This is a genomic window from Chitinimonas sp. (genome assembly GCF_041904975.1).
GTDB lineage: Bacteria > Pseudomonadota > Gammaproteobacteria > Burkholderiales > Chitinimonadaceae > Chitinimonas.
Window position 1 is genome coordinate 1 of sequence record NZ_JAYRLZ010000290.1, and the last position, 5066, is coordinate 5066.

The following is a 5066-nucleotide window of genomic DNA, read 5'->3' on the forward strand; positions in this document are numbered from 1 at the left end:
CCTGTAGACACAGAGAACAGTGAGAGCACAGAGCGCACAGAGAAACACCCGTTCGAATCAGGTTTTCTCTGTGTGCTCTGTGGTCTCGGTGCGCTCTGTGTCTACAGAAGTGGGGGGGTGATCCTTCGGAGGCCGCAAAGGCCAAACCTGTAGACACCAAGAACAGTGAGAACACAGAGCGCACAGAGAAAGCGCCAATGTAATCAGGTTTTCTCTGTGTGCTCAGTGATCTCGGTGCATTCCGTGTCTACAGGTTTTTGGGAGTCAACCCCCACGCAAAGCTAAAACGCCAGCTGGAGCATCTGATCGATCTGGCCCGATGCCCGGCCGCGGGCGATAGCCTGATCGATGGTCGGCAGCAGGTTCACATAGGGCGAATCCTTGGCGACGGCGAAGCAGATCTGCTCGTCCTGCAGGGGCTGGGGCAAGATTTCGGTGTCGGTATCGGCAAAGTAGGCTTCCAGACCGCTGCGCACTCTGGCGATATCGTCGTGGCGGCTGTGCAGCAGCACCACATCGACGCGGCCCAGCGCCAGCTTGCGCAGGCGTATCGCCAGCGAGTCGGGGTCTTCCTGCACGGTGAACAGCTTGCCGCGCAGCTGCTCGAATTCGCCGGAATAGCGGCTGCCGCCATAGGCCGATACCGTCTTGCCCTTCAGGTCCTGCAGGCTGTTGACCTGCAGGCGATCGCGCTTGCGCGCCACCATCCACACATGGGTGGTGTACACCGGCCGCGAATACAGCAACTGGCCGCTGCTGTCGGAATCAAACGGAATCGCCCACAGCAGGCCCTCGCCATGGGTGGCCATCGCCACCGCACGGCGCCACGGATAGGCGCGCGGCTCGAAACGCTGGCCGGTTTCCCGCTCGAAATAGCGGATCAGCGCGCTGGTCATCGGGCCTAGCGGTCGCAAAGCGCCATTGGCCTCGGTACGCTGGCGCAGTAGCAGGGGAATGGTGGTACCCTGCCCGGCCGCATCGGCCAGCAGCGCGCACCCCAGCAGAATCAGGACCAGCAGGCGCTTTGTCATGGCATCACGATGGCGCCTGCACGCCCTTGTCCTGCAAGGTGGTGAACACCAGCTCCAGATTGTGGCTGCCATCGGCCAGCCACAGGGTGCCATCCTGGATGGTGCAGCTGAGCTGCATCGTGCGCGCCGTCATCGCATCCAGCTCTGCCAGCGTTGCTTCCGGCAGGCTGACCACGCTGAGCTTGTCCAGCTTGCGCAAGGCGCTGGCGTTTTGCTGCCACCACACCGGCAGGGCGCGACCGCCATAGGCGTACAGCCACACCTCGTCGGCGCGGCCACAGGCCTGGCGCAAGCGGCGCTCATCGGGCAGGCCCAGCTCGATCCAGGTCTTGATATCGCCGTAATCGTGGTGTTCCCACAGATCCGGCTCGTCGTCGCTGCTGATGCCACGGGTGAATTTCAGCGCTTCGCTGGCATGGCGGGCAAATGCCACCAGCCGCAACATCATCCGCTCGGTCGTTTCCGAAGGATGGCACGCCATCGTCAGGTTGTAGCTGCCATAGTGGCCGCGGTCGAGGTCGGATAATTGCAGTTCAACCTTGTAGATGGTGGCGCTCAATGCCATCGCAGACTTTCACATGCTTTTGGAAAGGCGCGATTCTACCGCCCAGACACATTCAGCCCAATCGTATTTGGCCAAGAGTCCCGCATTAAACGTCGATTTCCGAGACAACACGTGCAGGTTCAAGCACCATCGGCCCCTATGCTCAGATACTTTTTTCTCCTAGTAGCGATTTCTGCTCTTTGGTTCATTGGGAGCTGGTATTGGCGGCCCGCTCTGCCCCCTATCGAAGTCAAAAATCCATGCAGCACCTTTGTGTCCGAGCATGCTCCCCTGACTACGCCGCTCCTACGGAAGTCGTCCTGTGGCATGGAGCTACTTATCAGCTTCACTCCTGCACCAGACCGAGAAGCTGACGCTGTTGTCTCAGCAGTATCAGCCGGCAGCCGAACGCTGTTGGTTTCTCCAGCCGGACATCCTATCGAGGCGCTGCGCGTTGAACATGGCCGGCTCGTTATTGCAGTTGCGTCTCCGGAACAGGCAACGCATCTGTTGGCACTTTTGTGCTTTGCAGATAAGGACAGGCGCCCGGCGCTTGCCCAGTGAAAACATGCAGGGCAATAAGCATCAGCCCATGAGCCGCTGCGCATTCGCCTGCCGCATCGTCGGCGGCAAACAGGCTGGACGTCTTCATGGTTCAGCCCGCTCGATGCGGCAGCCGTAACAGCCGTAGCCGGCAAAGCGCGCCAGTACAAAGGCCACCGCGGGGCGGGCCAGCAAGGTTTGCAGATAGTCCTCGGCCTGCGCCAGTGTCACCACCTGAGCATCGACAATGCGCTGATCGCTGGAGTAGGCGCGCAGCACGAATTGATCACCAAAATAGTCGCCATCGGCGCCCATCGGCAGCCGCTCCAGCACCGGCGAGGCGGCTGCCTCGGCCAGCACGAACACCGGGCCGAATTCCTTGTAGGGGTTGGCCAGGGCAAATGGCGTGTAGCTGGCCAGGATCAAGGCCTCGCCCGCTCGGGCACGGCGCAAGGCATCACGGCAGGGCTCGCCACCTTCGGCGATATGGCGCTCGATCGGCTGGCCGAGGTCGTCCAGCACGGTTTGGCGTAGCCGTTCAATAAAGGCGGGGTCTATGGGCAAGACACGATAAGCAATAGGCATGGTGGCATCCACAAGCGACGCAGCAGCGCTGCAATCGGGCCACATTACCGATCTGCCGCCGCGCCCGACACCCGGTTCTTGCGCCGTAGCTCAAATCATCAACGCGCCAGCGCAATGGGAAGCTGCGCCCCGACCTTCACCGCATCCATTGCCACGATGGTGTGAAATTTCTGGATATACGGCTTATCGAAAAACAGCTGGTGGGTCAGGCGCTCGTAGCCGGCCATTTTGACCTGGTGCCACGCGGCTGGGCTGAGAACGAGGCCGACCCGGATGGCTTTATCGGCATTCTGGAACAGCAGGCGCCAGACTGCCCGGCCCAAGCTGCCTACCGCCAGTTTGCCGCGCAGCGGGAAATCCTAGCCGACCGTACCGCCCCCGACCGGCTACAGCGCTATGCCGAGCTACTGCATGCGCTGGAAGATCAGCACCTATCGGTGCCGCTGTGCCAGGACCGAACCCTGCTGTGGCGGCGCCCAACGCAGCCCTGATAGCACCAGCAAAGCAGCCTATGCTGGGACAAAGGCGGGCGGCGCCGCAGCGGCCATGGGGAGGGCATCATGCAAGTGCACCGGGTGATCGAAGTGTGGGAATGTGGCATGAATGGCAAGCTGCTGACGCGCTGGCCGGTGGCCAGCACCATCGCACCGGCCTATCTGCTGCGCCTGTTCGAGCGTGAGCAGAAGGTGGCCGACCCGCACATGCTGCTTTCCTACCTGTTGTCGCGCCAGCAGATCGCCGCGCTACAACCCTATGTGGCGCAGGAAATGGTGGCCGGGCAGTACGACTTCATCCTTAGCGTGCTGCCCGCTCCGGCCGGCACATCGGCCGATCTGGCCGACGATGCCGAGCCTTTCGATTGAATGTGCAGGCATCGCCGCGAAAGCAACAAGACCGGGCATGCCCGGTCTTGTTGTATTTGCCCGGCAGGCGGGCTGCGATTACAGCGCGATGCGGAAACGCAGATTGGTCTCGCCGCCATACTCCACCGGCCGGCGAAACGCACCCAGCGAGGTGCCGCCATTGGCCAGGATCACCTTGTGCGAGGCTTCGTTGTCCAAGTCGGTGGTCAGATCGACATAGTCCAGCCCTTCGCGGCGCGCCTCGGCCAGCAAGAGACGCAGTCCCGCCTTGGCATAACCGCGCCGACGCTTCCACGGCACGATGGTGTAGCCGACATGGCCGTAGGCATAGCTGGGCAGGGCCGATGTGCCGGGCTGCCAGCGCAGGGCAAAGCTGCCGCAGAATTCACCATCCCACAGCCACATGCGATAGCCCGGCAGGCGCGGCACCACCGCGCCATTGGGCAGGGTGATCGGCCCGCCCAGACCGGCGCGGTCGGTGAGGCTGGCGACAAAGGCAACCGGGTCTTGCTCGATCTTGCTCAGTTCCACCGCCGCAGCCGCCGGCACCAGGGTATTGGGCGACCAGCCCTGCTGCAGCGCTTCGGCGTAGGAATCGAGGTAGTCAAGGCTGGGCGTTACCAAGGCTATCGCGCTCATTTTTCTACCCCAGGCAGTCAGGCCGCGAACTGTCGCAGTCGGGATCGGCTATTCGCCGGCTCATCGTTGGCAGCATCGCCCAGACCCACCAAGCGGCGGAACTGGCGCTCTACACGCTGCAACAGACCAGGTTCGCCCGCTTCGCTTTGCGCCTGCAGTTCGGCCAACGCTTGCAGCTGTTCACGTTCCAGCAACATGGTGTGCTGCACCAGCCGACCGGCGCGATGCGCAGCCTCGTCGGGACCGTAATATTCGCTGCCGCTAAGGCCGAGGTGGTAGGCACGCAGGGTTTCCTGAACGCTGCCTTCATCGCTGGTTTGTATCGTCATGATTATTCTCCGTGAGGTTTGTTATCGACGAAGCAAGCTTCTCACGGGGCGCCATGCAATGACATGGCTGGCGGCATGGCCGAGTTGCCACATTTGGTGTGAATTTCGCGCAAGTGCTGCAATTTCGATTGCCAACAATTGCAGCGGCCAATGCAAGCACAATGCAATATCAATCAAGAAAGCAATGTAACCACTTGAAATTCAATGCATATTCACGCTGCAACGCCAAGCTTTCACGGCAATGCATGCGCTGCAATTGCGCAGGCCGGGCCATGGATCATCCCGAAACCTGTAGAAACAGAGTGCACCGACACCAGGCAACCCCAATTCTGTAGACACAGAGCGCACCGAGACCACAGAGCACACAGAGAAAACCAGACAGAATTTGCCTTTCTCTGTGCGCTCTGTGTTCTCCCTGTCCTCTGTGTTTACAGGTTTGGGTTTGGGTTTGGGTTTGGGTTTGGGTTTGGGTTTGGGTTTGGGTTTGGGTTTGGGTTTGGGTTTGGGTTTGGGTTTGGGTTTGGGTTTGGGT

The 5066-nt window shown here is 61.1% G+C and carries 8 protein-coding genes; 2 read left to right on the forward strand and 6 right to left on the reverse strand.

Annotated features, from left to right (window positions below):
• Positions 1-281: 281 nt before the first annotated feature.
• The 4 genes from ACE3OH_RS19090 to ACE3OH_RS19105 form a co-directional block, all read right to left on the reverse strand.
• The gene (locus tag ACE3OH_RS19090) at positions 282-1031 is read right to left on the reverse strand and encodes a substrate-binding periplasmic protein (protein ID WP_374356935.1); all 750 of its coding nucleotides are present in this window, start codon (positions 1029-1031) and stop codon (positions 282-284) included.
• A gap of 4 nt (positions 1032-1035) precedes the next feature.
• The gene (locus ACE3OH_RS19095) at positions 1036-1596 is read right to left on the reverse strand and encodes a YaeQ family protein (RefSeq protein WP_374356937.1); all 561 of its coding nucleotides are present in this window, start codon (positions 1594-1596) and stop codon (positions 1036-1038) included.
• A gap of 451 nt (positions 1597-2047) precedes the next feature.
• Positions 2048-2227, reverse strand: coding sequence for a hypothetical protein (locus tag ACE3OH_RS19100; protein WP_374356939.1), 180 nt, complete (start codon positions 2225-2227; stop codon positions 2048-2050).
• Complete coding sequence (locus ACE3OH_RS19105) at positions 2224-2703, reverse strand: DUF1203 domain-containing protein (RefSeq protein WP_374356941.1); 480 nt, start codon at positions 2701-2703, stop codon at positions 2224-2226. Before ACE3OH_RS19105 ends, ACE3OH_RS19100 begins: the two co-directional genes overlap by 4 nt.
• A 161-nt stretch (positions 2704-2864) precedes the next feature.
• Here ACE3OH_RS19105 and ACE3OH_RS19110 point away from each other — a divergent pair, with 161 nt between their 5' ends.
• Entirely contained in the window at positions 2865-3194 is a 330-nt protein-coding gene (locus ACE3OH_RS19110; protein WP_374356943.1) for a hypothetical protein, read from the forward strand.
• Positions 3195-3263: 69 nt separating this feature from the next.
• Complete coding sequence (locus ACE3OH_RS19115; protein ID WP_374356945.1) at positions 3264-3566, forward strand: hypothetical protein; 303 nt, start codon at positions 3264-3266, stop codon at positions 3564-3566.
• Between the two features lie 78 nt (positions 3567-3644).
• Here ACE3OH_RS19115 and ACE3OH_RS19120 read toward each other — a convergent pair whose 3' ends face one another.
• Positions 3645-4205, reverse strand: coding sequence for a GNAT family N-acetyltransferase (locus ACE3OH_RS19120; protein ID WP_374356947.1), 561 nt, complete (start codon positions 4203-4205; stop codon positions 3645-3647).
• 17 nt (positions 4206-4222) lie between these two features.
• A complete protein-coding gene (locus ACE3OH_RS19125) occupies positions 4223-4534 on the reverse strand; it encodes a hypothetical protein (RefSeq protein WP_374356948.1) in 312 nt (103 codons plus the stop codon).
• Positions 4535-5066 lie beyond the last annotated feature (532 nt).